The 16,963-nt window shown below is 66.9% G+C and carries 16 protein-coding genes; 10 read left to right on the top strand and 6 right to left on the bottom strand.

The window, feature by feature from the left end:
* Positions 1 to 410: 410 nt before the first annotated feature.
* Both L6Q96_08900 and L6Q96_08895 read right to left on the bottom strand, forming a co-directional pair.
* Positions 411 to 2,045, bottom strand: coding sequence for a DUF3459 domain-containing protein (locus L6Q96_08900; GenBank protein MCK6554680.1), 1,635 nt, complete (start codon positions 2,043 to 2,045; stop codon positions 411 to 413).
* 1 nt (position 2,046) lies between these two features.
* A complete protein-coding gene (locus L6Q96_08895) occupies positions 2,047 to 2,307 on the bottom strand; it encodes a hypothetical protein (protein ID MCK6554679.1) in 261 nt (86 codons plus the stop codon).
* Positions 2,308 to 2,425: 118 nt separating this feature from the next.
* On the opposite strand from L6Q96_08895, the gene L6Q96_08890 reads away from it, so the two are divergent.
* Both L6Q96_08890 and L6Q96_08885 read left to right on the top strand, forming a co-directional pair.
* Positions 2,426 to 2,875 (top strand): Csp1 family four helix bundle copper storage protein, encoded by a 450-nt coding sequence (locus tag L6Q96_08890; GenBank protein MCK6554678.1) that lies wholly within the window; start codon positions 2,426 to 2,428, stop codon positions 2,873 to 2,875.
* A 69-nt stretch (positions 2,876 to 2,944) separates the two neighbouring features.
* Positions 2,945 to 3,871 carry a lytic murein transglycosylase gene (locus L6Q96_08885; protein ID MCK6554677.1) on the top strand — a complete coding sequence of 309 codons (927 nt, stop codon included), beginning with the start codon at positions 2,945 to 2,947 and terminating at the stop codon, positions 3,869 to 3,871.
* 34 nt (positions 3,872 to 3,905) lie between these two features.
* Here L6Q96_08885 and L6Q96_08880 read toward each other — a convergent pair whose 3' ends face one another.
* Positions 3,906 to 4,715 (bottom strand): hypothetical protein, encoded by an 810-nt coding sequence (locus tag L6Q96_08880; GenBank protein ID MCK6554676.1) that lies wholly within the window; start codon positions 4,713 to 4,715, stop codon positions 3,906 to 3,908.
* Positions 4,712 to 6,049, bottom strand: a complete 1,338-nt coding sequence (clcA, locus tag L6Q96_08875) for a H(+)/Cl(-) exchange transporter ClcA (protein ID MCK6554675.1) — start codon at positions 6,047 to 6,049, stop codon at positions 4,712 to 4,714. The genes L6Q96_08880 and clcA overlap by 4 nt, the downstream gene beginning before the upstream one ends.
* Before the next feature lie 68 nt (positions 6,050 to 6,117).
* On the opposite strand from clcA, the gene L6Q96_08870 reads away from it, so the two are divergent.
* The 6 genes from L6Q96_08870 (at position 6,118) to L6Q96_08845 (ending at position 13,503) form a co-directional block, all read left to right on the top strand.
* Positions 6,118 to 9,837 carry a nitrate reductase subunit alpha gene (locus L6Q96_08870; protein ID MCK6554674.1) on the top strand — a complete coding sequence of 1,240 codons (3,720 nt, stop codon included), beginning with the start codon at positions 6,118 to 6,120 and terminating at the stop codon, positions 9,835 to 9,837.
* Entirely contained in the window at positions 9,834 to 11,354 is a 1,521-nt protein-coding gene (gene narH, locus L6Q96_08865) for a nitrate reductase subunit beta (GenBank protein ID MCK6554673.1), read from the top strand. Before L6Q96_08870 ends, narH begins: the two co-directional genes overlap by 4 nt.
* Positions 11,351 to 12,016, top strand: a complete 666-nt coding sequence (narJ, locus tag L6Q96_08860) for a nitrate reductase molybdenum cofactor assembly chaperone (protein ID MCK6554672.1) — start codon at positions 11,351 to 11,353, stop codon at positions 12,014 to 12,016. The genes narH and narJ overlap by 4 nt, the downstream gene beginning before the upstream one ends.
* On the top strand, positions 12,016 to 12,753 hold the full coding sequence (gene narI, locus L6Q96_08855) for a respiratory nitrate reductase subunit gamma (protein ID MCK6554671.1): 738 nt from the start codon (positions 12,016 to 12,018) through the stop codon (positions 12,751 to 12,753). Before narJ ends, narI begins: the two co-directional genes overlap by 1 nt.
* A gap of 150 nt (positions 12,754 to 12,903) precedes the next feature.
* Positions 12,904 to 13,062, top strand: a complete 159-nt coding sequence (locus tag L6Q96_08850; GenBank protein MCK6554670.1) for a hypothetical protein — start codon at positions 12,904 to 12,906, stop codon at positions 13,060 to 13,062.
* Positions 13,063 to 13,503 (top strand): PIN domain-containing protein, encoded by a 441-nt coding sequence (locus tag L6Q96_08845; GenBank protein MCK6554669.1) that lies wholly within the window; start codon positions 13,063 to 13,065, stop codon positions 13,501 to 13,503.
* 844 nt (positions 13,504 to 14,347) lie between these two features.
* Here the strand turns inward: L6Q96_08845 and L6Q96_08840 are convergent.
* Both L6Q96_08840 and L6Q96_08835 read right to left on the bottom strand, forming a co-directional pair.
* Complete coding sequence (locus L6Q96_08840; GenBank protein MCK6554668.1) at positions 14,348 to 14,566, bottom strand: BrnA antitoxin family protein; 219 nt, start codon at positions 14,564 to 14,566, stop codon at positions 14,348 to 14,350.
* Positions 14,563 to 14,859, bottom strand: coding sequence for a BrnT family toxin (locus L6Q96_08835; GenBank protein MCK6554667.1), 297 nt, complete (start codon positions 14,857 to 14,859; stop codon positions 14,563 to 14,565). The genes L6Q96_08840 and L6Q96_08835 overlap by 4 nt, the downstream gene beginning before the upstream one ends.
* Before the next feature lie 612 nt (positions 14,860 to 15,471).
* On the opposite strand from L6Q96_08835, the gene L6Q96_08830 reads away from it, so the two are divergent.
* Together L6Q96_08830 and L6Q96_08825 are read left to right on the top strand one after the other, a co-directional pair.
* Positions 15,472 to 15,966 (top strand): hypothetical protein, encoded by a 495-nt coding sequence (locus tag L6Q96_08830; GenBank protein ID MCK6554666.1) that lies wholly within the window; start codon positions 15,472 to 15,474, stop codon positions 15,964 to 15,966.
* A 118-nt stretch (positions 15,967 to 16,084) separates the two neighbouring features.
* Positions 16,085 to 16,954, top strand: coding sequence for a hypothetical protein (locus L6Q96_08825; GenBank protein ID MCK6554665.1), 870 nt, complete (start codon positions 16,085 to 16,087; stop codon positions 16,952 to 16,954).
* The last annotated feature ends 9 nt before the right edge of the window (positions 16,955 to 16,963 follow it).

Below are 16,963 nucleotides of genomic sequence, written 5' to 3'. Positions count from 1 at the left end.
GACGTGAAATCGGCCTGATCTGGTCACCGAAAGCCAGAGATTACCGCAGGTTGTCGTGGTCCGACCCCACCCCGTTTCTCGGACTTGCAGAGGTGCCACCCCGGGGCCTCGGTTTCCTGTTTCCGGTCTTCCATCTTCTTCGCTTTCGAGGATTGGGGTGAGTGGGACCGGAGGTGGGCAAGCGCAATGGCGACCGGCCATCGGGGTCGGTATCGGCAGCGGTATCGATCCGGTTCCCTCGATCCCGATAACGGTTCCGGCCCCGACCCCGCAGAGAGGACCGCGTTTTCATCGTCTTGCGACGACCGCCACGTCATGGGCACTCCCGAGAAAGTCCCCCAAGACCCCAAGACCTCAAGACCCCAAGACCCCAAGACCCCAAGACCCCAAGACCTCAAGACCCCAAGACCTCAAGACCCCAAACCCTCCTCCACCACCACCCCCTCGCACGGTCCGAGTCGCACCGCTGCGGCGCCGAGGGCGCCCTCGCTGCGATCCGGGTCGGTCGATAGCGACAAGCGCGCGCCGCCGAGGCCGGGGAGCTGCAAGGTGCGCCCCTCGCTGGCGAAGTTCAGCGCCACCACGCACCGGCTCGATCCGTGCTCCCGGCGGTAGATAAACGTGTCGGGCGGACCTTCCACGGGGGTGTACGTTCCGTGGGTCAGCGCCGCGGTCCGCTTTCGATACCAGATGGCGCGCCGGTAGAAACTCAGATGGGAGTGCGGGTCGCGGCGCTGGCGCTCGACGTTGATCGCGGCGTAGTCGTCGGCCAGCGGTAACCACGGCGTCGCGGCCGTGGTGAAGCCGGCGCCGGGGGCCGGACCCCACTGCATCGGCGTACGTTCCGGATCGCGTCCGAGGGCGGGTACGCGCTTGCCCACCGGATCGCAAATGCGGTCGAACGGAATGACGACGTCGTGCATGCCGATCTCTTCGCCGTAATACAGGAACGGGGTGCCGCGCAGGGTCAGCAGCATCAGCGCGGCGACCCGGGCGCGCGCCTCGCCCCACACCGGGTCGTCGAACCGAGTGCGATAGCGCGGCGCGTCGTGGCTCGACAGGACGTAGGTTGGTTGCGCGCCCGGCGGCAGCAGCGCTTCCATCTCGGCCACCTGGGCACGGAACGTCGCGGCATCCCACGGACTCCACAGAAAGCTGAAATTGAACGCGAGCGGCAGCTCGTCATGTCCGTTGCCGTGGTACCGGGCCAACCGCGGAGGATCGAACAGGTAGACCTCGCCGACCATCGTCCGATCGCCGTAGCGGTCGAGGATGCGCCGCCAGCTCCTGATGATGTCGTGCACCTCGGGTTGGTCTTCGTCGTAGACGTGCTTCTGCCCGCCATAGTGCTTGACCGGGTGGGCCTCTTCGGGCGCCGGCTCGGGGTTGTCCCGCAGCGCCGCGTCCTTGACGAGCTTGTGCATGACGTCGACGCGGAAGCCGTCGACGCCGCGATCCAGCCAGAACCGGATGACATCCTCCATGGCTGCCGCCACCGCGGGGTTACGGTAGTTCAGGTCGGGTTGTTCCGGGAGAAACGAGTGCAGGTAGTACTGGCCCGTGGCGGGGTCGAGGGTCCAGGCCGGCCCGCCGAAGGCGCTCGCCCAGTTGTTCGGGTACCCGCCGCCCGGCGCCGGGTCGCGCCAGACGTACCAGTCGCGGTGCGGATCGGTGCGCGACCGGCGTGCCGACTGGAACCAGGGGTGCAGGTGCGAGCTGTGGTTGGGAACGAGATCGAAGACGATGCGGATGTTGCGGCGGTGCGCTTCGGCGACGAGCCGGTCGAAATCGGCGAGGCTGCCGAACACCGGATCGACGCCGCGGTAGTCGCTGACGTCGTACCCGAAATCGAACATCGGCGACGGGTTTATCGGCGTTAGCCACAACGCATCGACCCCGAGTGACTTCGGTGTGCCGTCGTTCAGGTAGTCGAGCCGCTCGACGATTCCGGCCAGATCGCCGATCCCGTCGCCATTGGAGTCCTGGAAGCTGCGCACGTAGATCTCGTAGAACACCGCTTCCCGCCACCACTCCTGGCCGGTCATCTCACGCCTCGACCATGGCGTTGGGCGAACTCTTTCGGCCTTCCTCCCACTCGGCGCGGGCCTGATACGCCGTGGCGGCAAGGAGGTCGCCGGTCTGCCAGACCAGATCGCCGTGTGCGTGCTCCGCCGCGCAGCGCGGGTCGCCGCACTGGACGGTGGTGACGCGCACGTGCGCGTCGTCGATCTGCTCGACTACGCGCCCGTAGCGCGGATAGGGTGCGTAGCCGGGGTGCATCACCAGGTCGCCGATGTCGACTTGCATGGCGGTCTAGGTACGACGGCTGCTCTCGGCACGCAAGGTCTGTGGTTTGCCTCGTTGCCCACGCCGCTTGCGCGTGCTGAAATGAGAGCAGCGATAGAACGATCAGGAGGAGGACGGCATGGATCGACGCGATTTTCTGTTGGTGGGGGCGGGGGCAGTGGCCGGCGCCATGGTCGGGGCGGGGCCGGCGGCGGCCGACTCGCACGATCACTCCCACCACAAGCAGGCGGGGCCGCGCCCGAGCGCGGCTTTCACGGCGGCTCTCGCCGGGTGCTTCGACGCCGGCAACGTCTGTATGGATCACTGCCTGAAGGAGCTGGCGCGGGGCGACAAGTCGCTCGGCGATTGCGCCAGGTCCGTGCACGAGATGCTGGCGGTCTGCCAGGCAACGGCGGCGATTGCGCCGACGGATTCGAAGTACGCGAAGACGTTGATTCAGCTCTGCCGCGACGTCTGTGCCGATTGCGAGAAGGCCTGCCGCAAGCACGAGGACCATCATTCCGAGTGCAAGGCTTGCGCCGAGGCGTGTGCGGCAACGCAGCGCGAAGCGGCGAAGCTGCTGGCGTGAGGCACGGGCCGAGGGTGCGGGTGAAGAAGGCGATGCGGCCGTGGTTCGACATCGCGTGAGGTAAGGGCGATGGTGCCGAACATGATGTGGTGGTCGAGGTGGGTGCTGGCGCTCTGGGCGATTTTTTTCTGGGTGCGGCCAGCGGCCGCCGTGTACGGGGGCGACGACAGTTGGGATTATCTCGTCGATCGGCTGGTGGCGGATGGGCTTGACCCTTATCGGGTCAGGGCCGTGTTCGACGACCCGCGCATGCCGGTGTTTTCGGGGCTCGATTTTCAACTCGCTCCGCGCGAATCGCGAGGGCTGTATCGGGGGTTCCTGTCGGCCGACAGTGTCGCGCGCGCGCGGGCCTGCCGCATGGCGCACGACCGGGAGTTCCGCGTCGCCTCGGCGCGGAGCGGCGTGCCGGCGAGCGTGCTGGCGGCGATCATGCACGTCGAGACGCAATGCGGCCGCAACACCGGGCGGGAGATGGTGCTTTTCCGCCTGGCGCGACTGGCGATGGCGAACGAACCGCGCAATCTGGCGCGCAACATCGCCCGCCATACCCTCGATGCGCAGGGTGCGGAGGCGGCGGACATCGCGTCGCAAGCGCAGGCTCGAGCGCGGTATCTGGAGCAGCTTTTCTATCCCGAGGTGGTGGCCACGTTCCGCATGGCCGAGCGCCTGGGTATCGACCCGCTGGCCATCCGCGGCTCCGGCGCGGGTGCGTTCGGTCTGACGCAGTTCCTGCCCAGCAGTTATCTGAAGTTCGGCACCGACGGTAACGGCGACGAAAGGGTAAGTCTGTACGACCCGGCCGATGCCATCGCCTCGACGGCAAACTACCTGCGGAACCACGGCTGGCGCCGCGGTGCGAACCGCAGCGAGCGCCGCCAGGCGATCTGGTACTACAACCGTTCCGACGCCTACATCGACACCGTGCTTGCGCTGGCCGACCGGCTCGACGGTACGGCCCGCCGCCCGGCGGCCGGCGCCCGCATGGCGCGGCGCTGAGCGCGAGGCCGCGCGAGCGGTCGATGGCGTGGGGCTACTGTGCGACGAGCACTTTGCCCGCGGTCGTGTCGAGGTGGAATATCCAGAATGCGGCGACGTCTTCCTGCGCAACCATGGCCACCATGCCCACGCCGGGCGCGTACAGGGCCCATGACGTGTCCTCGACGTGCGCCGGTCCGACCTTGCCTGTGGCGTGCAGGCGCGTCAGGACGGCCGGGAAGGTTCCCGCGGGTACCGTCACCCGATACGTGCCGACGTAGGTGAACTCGCCGGCCATGCGACCGGCGTAATCGGTGTCGTACGGGTCGTCGAGGTAGTTCGCGGCTATCCGGTTGTCGACGCGTCTGGTCTCGCCGGGCTGCAAATTTGCCGGCAGGAACGGATTGGCCGGGTTCGCCACGATCACCAGACCCTCGGCGGTGTCGGTAACCGCCGGCATCGCCAGCCCGCCTTGTGCGTCCCTGACGATGAAACCCGCCAGCACCGGCGACAGGCCGAAACGCCAGGCCTGGGTCCCGATCGGCCGTTTCGCTTCGCGGAGCGCGAGGACCTCCGTCCGACCGGCGTTCGGTCCGGAGGTCCACTGGAACTTGCTGGCGCGCGCGTGCAGTGGGAACCACGTCGTCGGATCGCCGATCGGATCGCAAGGCAGCGCGGCGCCGACCACCCCGGGACCGAGGAAGCGGGACAGTTGCTCGCGATCGTGCTCGGGGAGCGGGAGCACGGGTCCATCGCCGCGCACCGGTTCGCCGGCCGCCATGACCATGACAACGAGCCCCGCGGCCGCGGCAACCAGGTGTTGGTGCCCGCGTTGGCGGCGGTCGGGAAAGCCCCTGCGTATCATGTCGTTCTACCCTCCTTTGCGGCCGCTGCCTCTCCGCTTCCTCCGGCGAGCGCCAGGGTGCGCTGGAGCAGCGTCTCGTAGATCGGTCTGCCTCCGAGGACGGTGGCCGTGCCGTCGGCGACCACCGACGCCAGCAGCGCCATCGGGATAAGCGGGTAATTCCCGGTCATCTCGACGACCAGCGCAAGGCCGGTCAGGGGCGCGCGCACCGTTGCGGTCAGCAGCGCCGCCATGCCGACCACGGCGTAGCGACCCGCCTCGATCTCCAGCTCGGGCGCCACCATGCCGATCGCGGCAGCATACAACAGGCCGAGGAGGGCGCCGAACGCGAGCTGCGGCGCGAAGATCCCCCCCGGCGTACCGCTGGCATAACTTATCGTGAATATGGGCGTGCGCAGCAGCAACAGCATGCCCAACCACAAGACGGCCCGCGGCGCCTCCAGCAACTCGACGCACAGCAGCTCGCCGCCCCCGGTCAGGTCCGGTACAAGTCGCACCAGGGCGCCGATCGCCGCCCCCGTGCACAACGCCGGCACGAACCAGCCGACGCGCGCCGTTAGCGCCCGCAGCGCATCGAGCGTGCGCACCAGAGCGCGGGTGAGAAAGACGCCGTAGGCCCCGACGGCGATCGCGAACGGTACTGCCAGCAGCAAGTCGGCCAGTGTCTGCCCGGCATAGACGGGAATCGGCAGCACCCGCCCGGTACCCGCTATCAGGTAACTCACCAGAACGGCGGTCACCGTCGCCAGCAATACGCAGTGGCCCGAGCGCAGTGTGAAGGCGAACTCGTTGCGCATCTCTTCCATGGCGAAGAGAGCCCCGCCGACCGGGGCGTTGAACGCCACTGCCAGACCGGCGGCGGACCCCGAGCCGATGAGGATATTCGTCGAACGGCGCGCCAGCCGTCCAACGCCCGCCAGTGCCGCCCCGACAGCCCCGCCGAGATGAATGGTCGGCCCCTCGCGGCCAAGGATCATTCCTGCCGACATGGCCAGCAGGCCGCCGACGAACTTGACCACCAGGATGGGCCCCCACCTCAGGGCCGGCCGCAACCCCGCCAGGGACCCTTCGATTTCCTGGATGCCGCTGCCCGCACCCTCGGGCGCCAACTGCCGCGTGAGCGCCACCGCCAGGGTAACGGCCAGAGCCCCGGTCAGGGCGCCGACGCCCCAGGCCGGAATCGGCTCGGCGGGAGCGGCGGCCAACCACTGCAAGTAGAAATCGTAACCGCGCTCGACGCCGACCCGAAAGACCGTCCCGACCAGTCCTACCCCGGCGCCGACCAGCACCGCGTATGCCCGTATCCGCACGCCGTCCCAGGATCCTCGGTCCACCGCTTCACCTCTGCGCCAACCTCTTATCATTCCGATTGAATTCTTCCCTCCAGTTTGTAGAGAGAGCCATGAGTCATCTACTCGACCGCCTGCTCTTCTTCCGCAAGAACGTCGGTACGTTCGCCGGCGACCTCGGGGTCGTCACCCGCGAGGATCGCACGTGGGAAGATGGTTACCGGGGGCGGTGGGAATACGACAAGGTGGTTCGTTCCACGCACGGTGTGAACTGCACCGGATCGTGCAGTTGGAACGTCTACGTCAAGAACGGCCTGATCGCCTGGGAAATGCAGGCGACGGACTATCCACGCACGCGTCCCGACCTGCCCAATCACGAGCCGCGCGGCTGTCCGCGCGGCGCCTCGGCGTCCTGGTACGTATACAGCAGCGCCCGCATCAAGTTCCCGCTCGTGCGCCGCCGGCTCATCGAGCGCTGGCGCGAGCTGCGAAAGACCCTCGCGCCCGTCGACGCGTGGGCGCAACTCGCCGGCGATCCCGTGGCCGTGGCCGACTACAAACGGGTGCGCGGCCGCGGCGGTTTCGTGCGCTTGTCGTGGACCGAAGCCGAAGAATTGATTGCCGCCGCCACGGTCCATACGGTGGCCACGCACGGCCCGGACCGCGTCGCCGGCTTTTCGCCCATCCCGGCCTTCTCGATGGTTTCCTACGCCGCGGGCACGCGCTTCCTTTCGCTGCTCGGCGGCACTTGCCTGAGCTTTTATGACTGGTACGCCGACCTGCCGCCCAGCTCGCCGATGACCTGGGGCGAGCAGACCGACGTTCCGGAGAGCGCGGCCTGGTTCGATGCCGCCTTTCTCCTCGTCTGGGGCTCGAACGTTCCGCAGACGCGTTCGCCGGACGCCCACTTCCTCGCCGAGGCCCGCTACAAGGGCACGAAGACGGTGGTCGTTGCCCCCGACTACAACGAGGCCGCCAAGTTCGCCGACCTGTGGGTGCGCCCTCGCCAGCGCACCGACGCCGCACTGGCGCTGGCGATGGGGCACGTCGTGCTCAAGGAGTTCTTCGTCGACCGGCAAGTGCCGTACTTTCAGGACTACGTGCGCCGCTACTCGGATCTGCCGCTGCTCGTGCGCCTGGTGCGCCACGGCGACGCGTGGGTGCCGGAGCGATTCGTGCGAGCTTCCGACTTCCCCGATGGCCTCGGCCAACGCAATCGTCCCGAGTGGAAGACCGTCGGCCTGGACGAGAAGGACGGTTCGCCGGTCGTGCCGCTCGGGGCGATCGGGTTCCGCTGGGGCGAGCCCGGCAAGTGGAACCTGGAGCAGCGCGACGGACGTGACGGCCGCGATATCCGGCTGGCTTTGAGCGTGCTCGATCGCCGCGACGACGCGCAGCCGGTTGCCTTCCCGGCGTTCGGAGACCCCACGGTCGATCCCGACGGCGCCGCCACGATCGTGCGCCACGTGCCGGTCTGTCACCTGGCGTTGCGCGATGGGCGAACGCCGGTGACGACGGTGTTCGACCTGATGCTCGCCCACTACGCCGTCGACCGCGGCGTCGGCGGCGGTAATGTCGCCGCCGGCTTCGACGACGACCTCGCGTACACGCCGGCCTGGCAGGAACGCATCACCGGCGTCGACCGCCAGGTCGCGATCGACGTCGCCCGCGAGTTTGCGCGCAGCGCCGAGCAGACCGCGGGACGGGCGACCGTGATCATCGGCTGCGGGGTCAACCAGGCCTACCACACCGACATGACTTACCGCGCGGTAATCAACCTGCTCGTGCTCTGCGGTTGTGTCGGCAAGGCCGGCGGTGGTTGGGCGCACTACGTCGGGCAGGAGAAGATCCGCCCGCTGGTCGGCTGGCAGACCCTCGCCTTCGCGCTGGACTGGTCACGCCCGCCACGCCAAATGAACTCGACATCGTACTTCTACGCGCACAGCGATCAGTTCCGTTACGAAACCGTGCGCCCGCGCGATCTGCTGTCGCCCACCGCGCCGGCCGGCGACTGGGACGCGAGTCTGATCGATTACAACGTGCGCGCCGAACGTATGGGCTGGCTGCCGTCTTCGCCGCAACTAGACATCAACCCGTTGCAAGTGGCGCGGGACGCGGCAGCTGCGGGGAAGGAGCCGGCGGCGTACGTGGTCGACGCGTTGCAGAGCGGCCGCGTGCGCTTCGCCTGCGAGGACCCGGACGACCCGAAGAACTTTCCACGCGTGCTCTTCGTCTGGCGCGCCAACCTGCTCGGTGCCAGCGGCAAGGGGCACGAGTATTTCCTGAAACACCTGCTCGGCGCCAGGAACGGCGTCGACGCCGACGATGTGGTCGCGCGCGGCGGGCCGCGGCCGCGCGAAGTCGTGTGGCACGACCGTGCCCCCGAAGGGAAACTCGACCTGCTCGTCGCGTTGGACTTCCGCATGTCGAGCACCTGCATGTACGCCGACATCGTCTTGCCGGCGGCCACCTGGTACGAGAAGCAGGACCTCAGTTCGACCGACCTGCACCCGTTCGTGCACCCGTTCGGCGCCGCCGTCGATCCGGTCTGGGAAGCGCGCACGGATTGGAACGTGTTCAAGGGCCTGGCACGGGCCGTGTCGGAGCAGTCCCAGGGCCGGCTCGGCGTCGAGAAGGATGTCCTGCTCGTGCCCATTCAACACGACACGGCGGGGGAACTGGCCCAGCCCTTCGAGGTGCGGGAGTGGAAGAAGGGCGAGTGCGAACCGGAACCCGGTAAGACGATGCCTGCGATCGTCGTGGTCGAGCGGGACTACCCGAATCTGTCCGCGCGCTTCGCCTCGCTGGGGCCCCTGGTCGCGCAACCGGGCATCGGCGGCAAGGGGATCGTGTGGTCGGCGGCGGAGGAAACCGATCTGTTGCGCGACCTCAACGGGACGGCCGGCGCCGGGCCGGGGCGCGGGTTGCCTCGCCTCGATACCGACGTGCACGCCTGCGAGGCGATTCTGGCGCTGGCGCCGGAGACGAACGGTGCCGTCGGGATGCGGTCGTTCGCGGCCCTCTCCGTACAGACCGGCCGCGACCACAGCCATCTCGCCCTGCCGCGTTCGGCGGAGAAGATCCGGTTCCGCGATCTCGCCGTGCAGCCCCGCAAGGTCATGACCTCGCCGACGTGGAGCGGTATCGATGCGGAGACAGTCAGCTACACCGCCTTCTATATTAACGTGCACGAACTGGTGCCGTGGCGCACGCTCTCCGGCCGCCAGCAACTTTATCAGGACCATGCCTGGATGCGCGCCTTCGGCGAGGCATTCCCCGTGTACCGGCCGCCGCTCGACACGCGGTCGATCGACGCCCTGCGCGAGGGCCGCCCCGGCGCCGGGGCGTTGATCGTGAACTTCCTGACGCCGCACCAGAAATGGTCGATCCACAGCACCTACACGGAAAACCTGCTGATGCAGACCCTCGGCCGCGGCGGGCCGGTGGTGTGGTTGAACGAGGAGGAGGCCCGCCGGGCCGGTATCGCCGACAACGACTGGATCGAAGTCTACAACGGCAACGGCGCGGTTGCCGCCCGCGCCATCGTCAGCCAGCGCGTCATGGCCGGCACCTGCATGATGTACCACGCGCAGGAAAAACTGGTGAACACGCCGGAGTCGCCGCGGACGAAAACTCGCGGCATCCACAATTCGGTGACCCGCGTGATTCCGAAGCCGACGCACATGATCGGCGGTTACGCGCAGCTCAGTTACGGGTTCAATTACTACGGCACCATCGGCGTCAACCGCGACGACCAGGTAGTGATCCGTAAGCTCGAGTCGCTCGATTGGCGCGAACGACCCGCCGGGGCAGAGAAGGAGCGGCGCGCATGAAGGTCCGTGCCCAGGTGATGATGGTGCTGCACCTCGACAAGTGCATCGGCTGCCATACCTGCTCGATCACCTGCAAGAACGTGTGGACGAACCGCGAGGGGGTGCAGTACGCCTGGTTCAACAACGTCGAAACCAAGCCCGGCGTCGGCTACCCGAAGGAGTGGGAGAACCAGCGGCGCTGGCGTGGCGGCTGGGTGCGCAAGGCCGACGGCAGGCTGGTGCCGCACCTCGGCAACCGGTGGCAGGCGCTGGCGAAGATCTTTGCCAACCCGCACATGCCCGAGGTCGACGACTACTACGAGCCCTACACGTTCGACTACGGGGTCTTGCAGGCGGCCGGGGAACGCGAGGACGTACCGGTGGCGCGGCCGCTGTCGTTGCTTACCGGCGAACCGATCGATCGGGTCAAGGGCAGTGCCAACTGGGAGGACGACCTCGGCGGCGCCGTTGCCGAGCGCCGGCGCGACGCCAACCTCGACGGCGTGGAGCAGGAGATCCTCGGCCACTTCGAGCAGACGTTCATGATGTACCTGCCGCGGTTGTGCGAGCACTGCCTCAATCCCGCCTGTGTCGCGACCTGTCCGTCGGGGTCGATCTACAAACGCGAAGAGGACGGCATCGTTCTCATCGATCAGGAGAAGTGCCGCGGCTGGCGCATGTGCCTGTCGGGCTGTCCGTACAAGAAGATCTATTACAACTGGAAGTCCGGCAAGGCGGAGAAGTGCATCTTCTGTTTCCCGCGTATCGAGGCGGGCTTGCCGACCATATGCTCGGAGACGTGCGTCGGGCGCATCCGCTACCTCGGGGTGATGCTGTACGACGCCGACCGGATCGGCGAGGCGGCGGCCGCGGAGAACCCCCGCGATCTGTACGACGCTCACCTCGGCATCTTCCTCGATCCGCACGATCCGGCGGTGCAGGCGGAGGCGCGGGCGGCGGGTATTGCCGACCCCTGGCTGGAGGCGGCTGGTCGCTCGCCGGTGTACAGGCTGGCCGTGGAGTGGCGCATCGCGTTCCCGCTGCACCCGGAGTTTCGCACGCTGCCCATGGTCTGGTACTGCCCGCCGCTGAGTCCGATTCAGGCGGCATCGGAGGCGGGCCGCATCGGGTTCGACGGCGAGATTCCCGACGTGCGGCGCTTGCGGATTCCCGTGCGCTACCTGGCAAACCTGCTGGCTGCCGGCGACGAGGAGGCGATCGTCCGTGCGCTCGAACGGATGTTCGCGATGCGGGTGTTCATGCGCGACCGGCACGTTGGCGGCAAGGAGCGGCCGGACGTGCTCGAGGCGGTGGGGCTCGCGGTCGAGCAGGTCGAGGCGATGTATCGTTTGCTGGCGATCGCCAACTACGAGGACCGCTTCGCGATTCCGACCGTACACCGAGAGATGGTCGAGGACGCATACGAGTTGCGCGGTGCGTGCGGGTTTTCGTTCGGCGAGGGTTGTCAGGCGACGGCGCGGCCGAACGTGTTCCTCGGTCCGACGCTGGGCGGGCGCGGTCCGTCGGAGGCGATGTGACGCCGCGGACGTTCAAGGCGCTGGGCGTGTTGGTACTGTATCCCGGCGACGATGTGGTCGAGGCGCTGGCCGACATCGAGGCGATCGTGGACGGCGAGGGCGCGCTGTCGCCGTCCACACGGGTCGGCGTGGGCGCCCTGGCGCGGAGCCTGCGGACCCGGAACCGGCTCGATCTGGAAGAGGAGTTCGTGAACCTGTTCGACCGCGATCGGGCGGTATCGTTGCACCTGTTCGAGCACACGTACGGGGATGCGCGCGAGCGTGGTGCGGCGATGGTGGCGTTGCGGGAGTTGTACGAGCGCCATGGGCTCGTGGCGACGAACGGGGAGTTGCCGGACTACGTGCCGGTGTTGTGCGAGTTCCTGTCGGAGGTGCCGGCGGACGTTGGCCGGCAGGTGCTGAGCGATGCCGCGCCGGTGTTGCGGCTGTTGCACCGGCGGCTCGGGGAGCGGGGCAGCGGCTATGCCGCGGTGTTCGCGGCGTTGCTGGAATTGGCCGGGGAGACGGTGGAGACGGTGCCGTGCGCTGTGCCGCTGCCGCTCGATTGGGACGAGGAGTTGGCGCGGCTCGACGCGGAGCGGCAGGAGGAGCCGGTGCCGTTGGGCGCTGCGGAACAAGGGGCGCCGATTCAGACGGGGTGCGCGGTCTCTCGGAGGGCGTGATGGAAGAAGTGGTCTACCGGTTCTTCTTCGGGCTCTATCCGTACATCTGTGTGACGGTGTTTCTGCTCGGGAGCTGGTTGCGGTTCGACCGCGAGCAGTACACGTGGCGCAGCGGGTCGAGCGAGATGTTGCGCAAGCGGCAGCTTGTCGTCGGCAGTTACGTCTTCCACGTTGCCGCGCTGGCGCTGGTGTTGGGGCATGTGGCGGGGATGCTGACGCCGGTGTGGGCGTACACGAGCCTCGGCTTCACGGTCGAGGAGCATGCCATTCTGGAAGTGATCGCCGGGGGCATTTCGGGTGCCGTGTGTTTCGTGGGGACGACGATCCTGCTGCACCGGCGGTTGTTCGACCGGCGCATTCTGCGCACGAGTAGTTGGTCCGATGTGCTCATTCTGGCGATCATCTGGGTGCAGCTCGGCATCGGGCTGGCGACGTTGCCGTATTCGTGGGAGGACCACACGACCGGTACCACGCTGCTGCTGGCGGCGTCGTGGGCGCAGCGGCTGGTGACGTTTCGCGGCGATGCCTGGCAGATGATTCCGCCGATTCCGTTCGTGTATCAGTTACACATCGTGTTGGGGCTGACGATCGTGCTGCTGGTGCCGTTCTCGCGGCTGGTGCACATCTGGAGCGCGCCGATCTGGTACCTCGCTCGCCCGTACCAGATCGTGCGCCGTCCGTTCCGCAAGCTCGCGAAGCGGGGCCCGGGCTGGAAGAACGTGACGGAGCCGTGGTGAGCATTCTGGGTTAACGGCAATGCCGGTCAGATAAGCGGTCCGTGCCCTTCCGTTTCAGGCGACCAGCTCGAGCGACCCGTGGTCGTGTGTGCAGCAGTGGAGCAGCGGAGCGAGTTGACTTCTCTCCTGCCGTTAGTGAGGATGCCGGCGATGCAGCTCAAGGACTTCGGAAAGTATTTGCGCGGAAAGCCGGTGACGAAACTCCTCCAGCGCGCGCGCAAGGAGAGCCTCAAGCGCATCCTGGCCAACGCCGAAGATATCGAGAGGCCGGCGAGGACGCCTCCGCTGAAACGAACAGGAACGCGCTAGGTGCTCTACGTCGACACCTCGGTGCTGCTTGTCTACACACTGACCCAGACCGTCGAACAGGAACGCTACCGGCCAACCGCCAGCTTCTTTGCTCGCGTTGCTTCCGGCTCGCTCGCCGCTGCCACCTCCTTCTACGCACTGCACGAGGTCCATGTATTTGCTATCGACAACGCCCCCGACTTCTCCACGGGTGCGGCATACGGGCGCGCGGCGCTCGTGCAGATTCTCTCCCTGCCGCTCCAGCTCATTCCTCTCGTTTCGCGTACCGAGCGGCGGCGTTACGCAGCGCGGTTTGCGGCGCTGCGTGATTCGAGCGACTTGCCTCACGCCGTCGTCGCCGCTGTTCATGGATGCGAGGCAATTGTCACGTACGACTCTCACTTCGACGCGACGACCGCAATCTTGCCCTGTCGCCGGCCCGAAGACTTCCTCGTTCGGTGAGTAGTCCTCTGGTCGATCCGCGCTCGCCACAAACGTGACGACCATCGCATTCGCGTCTCGTCTTGCCGCTATGGACGGACCCTCCGACCATCGAGCTGCGGACTGCTGAGACACCCACACCCTCGGGGTCGGTATCGCCCGGGCTACGGGCGAAGCCCGCGCTGAGCGACCAGGTTCTGGATTGCATGGCGCGAAGAATCCGGATGGGGAGGGCGAGGCTCCCGCCGAGCCGCGCCGGTGAGCCGTCGGCTCGGCCCCCCTCTGGGTGATGTTTGGTTATATCCTGGGTTGCGGGCGGCGGCATCCTGCCCAGTGTGGCGGTCATTAAGATTGGCCACGGGTGTATCTCGTGAGAGAACGCCTGTGTGTTACTGCGAGAAACAGTTGCTGGGGTGCTGGCGGCGCCGGCCGTGGCCGGGGCGCCCGTGCCGGAGGTGCCGCGCCGTCTGCTTCGTTCGCTGCGGCGTCCGGCCGGACATGCGCTCGTGCTTACCGGTATGCGGCGCTGCGGCAAGAGGACGCTGCAACAGCAGCTTCGGGGGCGCGAGCGCGGCGCGGCAGTATTCTGCAACCTGGAGGACACGCGGCTCTACGGTCTCGGGTCCGAGGATTTCCCGACGTTGCATTCGGTCCTTGACGAACATCGCCCGGGCGCGGCCGTGTATCTTGACGAGGTTCAGGATGTGCCCGAGTGGTACGTTTCACTACTGATTCGTGCCAATAGTACCATCGTCCTTGGATTCCCTCTCTCGCGAAGCGGGGTCCAGGATGGAAGAACGTTACCGAACCGTCCTGGAAGGCGCGGGCTGGGCGGACGCGGCGCCACCCGAGACCCGCTCGGCGGTTACGCTGCCGGTCTCCAATGCAGCGCTGGGCGCTTCCCTCTGGCGGCGCAGTCTCGCAGGTAGAGGTTGATCAGCGTCTGATAGGAGACGCCCATCTCGTCGGCGAGAGTCCTGAAGTAGCCTATCGTGCGCTCGTCAAGGCGAATGCTCACTCGCTTCTGCAGCCGTTTCGCGTAAGGGTTGGACTTCGCCTGAGAGAAGTCGTAGTTCTGCCTCATCGTTTCCACCTGCGGGTATACTGGCTGCGTTCCGACGCGTTGGCTTTCCGCGCGGAAATAATGCGGATCACGTCTTCACGCTTCCGGTAGCAATGGCACACCACGAGCGTCCGCAGCGCGGAACTCAATCCGAGAAGGATGAAACGATCCTCGTCCTCGGAGTGCTCTGGATCACTCATGAAAAGGCCGTGTTGGTCTGCGAAAGCACTCTCCGCTTCCTCGAAAGCCACCCCGTGCTTTCGCTGGTTCTGCTTGTTCTTCTCCGGATCCCATTCGAACCGAAGATCACCCATCCACGCGCACTATAGCGCCCTGTATTTTGCGACTCCACCGGTTTGAGATGGGGTGGCGCCACTGCCGGCCCGCGCCGCTGCCACGGGGCGAAGGCGAGAGCTGCGTGGGCTGACGCTTCACCAGCGTGACTTCTTGAAGGAAGATGGCCGGCGCGCTGCGGTACTGTGTGCGTGGATGCGGTTGGATCGACCTGCGCTCCGCGTGCAGGGCCGAGGGCCGGAGCGTACTTCACGGATTGACAGACGCGGCGTTGTCAGTTGCAGCGATCTTCCGCACGAATTCTTATTGACAGCCTTCCAGGGCCTGACGTAGAAGGGTCCCGTTCCTGCAGGACAGGGGGTTGCTCGTGATGGAACAGCGGCATCGTAGCGGGGGGGGCGATTTCGCTTCTCTTCCCACGCCATCCGGCGTGGCGCGATTCTTTCACACACACACACACTCTCTCTCTCTCTCTCTCGTCATCCGATAGACGCCTTCGCTGGCGTGCCGGTGCGGTGCTGCCGGGTCGCTCCTTCGCGCCCTCGTGGCAGAGCTGCGCGGAGGCCGTGTGTTCACCGATCATCAAACAAACGTCGCGGGCACGCGCCCGCGCGCATCAGGAGGAGAACGGTATGAAACGGATCGCTTCGCTGGCTCTGGGATCGGTCTTCGCCATGGTGCTGCTGGCGGGTGCCGCGCACGCGCAGATCAACTCGCCGGCCCCGGCCCTCCAGGGCCAACCGTCGTACCATCTCTACTCGGTGCCGGGGGTAGTGGAGGGGGGCGGGGTGGACACCTTCTTCGCATGCACCAACACGACGAGTGCCAGCATCCGCGTCGGGATCGAGATCTTTGGGGACTTCGGCGGGGCCGCAGCGAACAACCCGAGCGCTTCGTCGCTGGAGATATTTCCCGGAGGCTCGCGCCTGTTCGGCACCGGCGCGACCGTGTGGGTTGGGGTCGACAGCAACGTCGGTGGAGCCCTCGGAACAGGTTCGGCGCGCATCCTGGCGACAGAATCGAAGGGGATCATCTGGACCGCGTTCCTTGCCGATCCGGGCAACGCTCCGCCGACGTCGATGGCCCCACTGACCATCGTCAAGAAGACGAAACAGAAGGGGGATTGAAGGAGTAGACCTCGTGTCTTCGGCGATTCACACCGCGCCGCGGGTGGGACGCCCAGCCGGCGATGCCGCTGCCCGCGGCGCGCGTGGCCCGCGAGCGCATCACGAGGAGGAATGAGGCATGAGCACAGCTCAAACCATCGCTGCTGCGGAAACGGCATCCGGTGTGCCGGCCTCGAACGCGGGCGCGGACCGCGACGACAACGTCCCCGGCAATTTGCAGGGACTGCGCCGCCTCCTGCGGAATTCCCAAGACAACCTCGCTCTGGCGAACACGACCGTGGCGAGAGCACAGAAGGAGGTCGAACACCTCCAGAGAGAGATCGGCGAAATCGAGCCCACCGTCACCTCGTACAGAGCGGCCCACCCGGCACTCGCCAAAGACCTCAAGGAGATCGACGACTTCGTGCGCTGCAAGCTTGACGCCCTGCAGCGCGACCGACAAACGCCGAGCGATGCCAAGGCCATCGAAACAATCGTGAAAGGTGCCGCCGGGGAAATCGAAAGGAAACGACAAGCAGTGGACGAGCTACGCGGCCTGACCTGTGGTGCGAAGGAGGACTGCGACGTCGCAGCGGCCGAGCGCAGGCTGACCTGGCTGAAGGAAGCTCACACGCGCGTGCAGAGCGAGCTGGCCGGATGCAGCGGTCCGCGGTCACGAATCGAATCGCCCGACGCGGAGGCGCGCGAGTGCTACGCCTTGCTGATCGAGCTGCAGCGTCGCGTTCGGCTCCTGAAGACCTACGACTCGCAGACGGCGAATGAGTTGCAGCCCGATCCGGACAAGCTCGAGGCCGGTCTGGTGGCGGCGTCGGTGGCGCTGGACGATGCCACGAAGGCGCAGGGCGAGAAACGCGACGAGCTGGAAGACAACCGCCGCCGGCTGGCACAGGGGGAGAATGAATTGGCGGCTCTGATCGAGGACCTGGTCGAGCGCATTCTATCGCAAGTGAGCGGCCCTGGCTCCGCCGCGACCGCGCAAGCAGGCTGAGGAAGGAGG

The sequence above is a fragment of the Candidatus Binatia bacterium genome (genome assembly GCA_023150935.1).
GTDB lineage: Bacteria > Desulfobacterota > Binatia > HRBIN30 > HRBIN30 > JAKLJW01.
The sequence above is the reverse complement of the archived record's forward strand: the minus strand, read 5'-3'. Positions and strand labels throughout refer to the sequence as shown.